The organism is Pseudomonadota bacterium, assembly GCA_040752895.1.
Taxonomy (GTDB): Bacteria; Pseudomonadota; Alphaproteobacteria.
The window spans coordinates 1-1,897 of sequence record JBFMHN010000014.1 but is presented as its reverse complement, the minus strand read 5'-3'; the positions used below and the strand labels follow the sequence as shown (position 1 = coordinate 1,897).

At 62.2% G+C, this 1,897-nt stretch carries 3 protein-coding genes; all 3 read right to left on the bottom strand.

Going from position 1 to position 1,897, the window contains the following annotated elements; genetic code table 11:
• Positions 1 to 77: 77 nt before the first annotated feature.
• From AB1781_11370 to AB1781_11360, 3 genes are read right to left on the bottom strand one after another with little or no spacing between them, the layout of a single operon-like run.
• Positions 78 to 686: a cytochrome c oxidase assembly protein gene (locus AB1781_11370; GenBank protein MEW5705166.1), complete on the bottom strand. Its 609-nt coding sequence runs from the start codon at positions 684 to 686 to the stop codon at positions 78 to 80.
• A complete protein-coding gene (locus AB1781_11365) occupies positions 683 to 823 on the bottom strand; it encodes a hypothetical protein (protein MEW5705165.1) in 141 nt (46 codons plus the stop codon). Before AB1781_11365 ends, AB1781_11370 begins: the two co-directional genes overlap by 4 nt.
• Before the next feature lie 18 nt (positions 824 to 841).
• A complete protein-coding gene (locus AB1781_11360; GenBank protein ID MEW5705164.1) occupies positions 842 to 1,735 on the bottom strand; it encodes a heme o synthase in 894 nt (297 codons plus the stop codon).
• Between the last annotated feature and the right edge of the window lie 162 nt (positions 1,736 to 1,897).

The following is a 1,897-nucleotide window of genomic DNA, read 5'->3' as shown; positions in this document are numbered from 1 at the left end:
GGCGTGGGTGGTCATTGATTTAGTCCTCCAAGATACCCGAAATCTTTCACTCTCTGTTTCCCAAACATAAAATCTGCCTATTCCCTGAGGCCGCCGCCGGCGCCGGCAACCGCGTTGGCGTGCTGCGCCTTCGCCGCCCGCCCCCCATCTCCGCGATCGCTGACCGCGCGGAAGAAGGTATAGGAAAGGGTAATCGTCTCGATATCGTCAAGGTTGGGGTCCTGCAAAATGTCCGGATCGATAAAGAAGCTGACCGCCATGTCGGCGCTTTCGCCGGGGTTAAGCCGCTGCTCGTTGAAGCAAAAACACTGGACCTTGTTGAAATAGAGACCCGCTTTCATCGGCGTCACGTTATAGACGGCGGTGCCGACGATCGCCTCGTTCGAGCGGTTCGTCGCCTGGTAGAAGGCAAGCTTGTCCTCGCCGACCCGAACCCGCACCGCGTGCTGCATGGGCTGAAAGGCCCACGGAAGCCCCGGGTCCACGTCGGAATTGAAGCGAACGGTGATGACGCGCCCGCCCGCGGCGCCGGGGGCTGTCGCCGCCTGCTGGGTGGTGCCGCCGAAGCCGGTCACCTGGCAAAACAAGCGGTAGAGCGGCACGGAAGCGTAGCTCAAGCCCACCATGCCGACGACGAGGAAAGCAAGACTTGCAAGTACGACCCGGTTGCGGCGGCTATTCTTCATCCCTGCCCCCCCAGACGAACCAGCGAAACGACGTAGATGAGGGCAACGAAGCCGAGCAGAGCCGCAAGCAGAACCAAGTTCTTGGTCCTAAGGTTCTTCTTCCGCTGCTCGTCATCCGAAACCATCGCCATGTCCATCCCAGACCACCAGGCATCCTAGACCGCCAGGCTCAAACCCCGATCCACCAAGAGCGCTGTAAATAAAAGAAAAAGATAAAGAATCGAGAAAGCAAACATGTGCCGGGCGGATTGGTGTGTCGCATCGAACCATACGCGCAGGGCGGAAATCAGAAAAACAACACCGAGCAGGGCCGCGACGGTGCCGTAAAAGAGCCCCGAAAGGCCGATGAAGGAGGGCACCAGCGTCAGCGGCACGAGGAGGATGGTGTAAAGCAGAATCTGCTTCTTCGTTTCGCGCGGGCCCGACACCACCGGCAGCATCGGCACGCCGGCTTTTTTATAGTCGTCGCTGCGGTAAAGAGAAAGCGCCCAGAAATGCGGCGGCGTCCACAGGAAGATGATCGCGAAAAGCACGAGGGAACTCAGGCTTACCTCCCCCGTCACCGCCGCCCAGCCGATCATCGGCGGGAAGGCGCCCGCCGCGCCCCCGATGACGATATTCTGGGGCGTACGTCGCTTCAACCACATGGTGTAGACAAAGACGTAGAAAGCGATGGTCAGCGCGAGCAGGCCGCCGGCCACCCAGTTGAGCGCGAGCCCCAGCATGGCAACCGAGCCCATCGCCAGCACGACACCGAAGCCGGCCGCTTCGCCCGGAACGACCCGGCCGGCCGGCAAGGGCCGTGCACGCGTCCGTTGCATCACGGCGTCGATATCGCGGTCGTACCACATGTTGATGGCACCGGCGGCACCGGCGCCGACCGCGATGCAGAGAAGCGCCACCCCCGCCAGCACCGGATGCAACGTGCCGGGCGCCAGCACGAGGCCGACAAGCCCGGTAAAGACGACCAGCGACATGACCCTGGGCTTGAGGAGAAGGAAAAAGTCCTGAACGCGGGAGCCGCCCTCAAAGGCGGCCCCCTGTTCCATCGTTGCTGAACGCATCACACCTTCCGACAACTTGACCCCCCAAGCGCCTACCGGCGGCGCTTCCTCCAGCTAACGGATCCGCGGCAATTCCTCATAGGAGTGCCACGGCGGCGGGGAGCTGACCGTCCATTCCAGCGTCGTCGCGCTTGGCCCCCACGGATT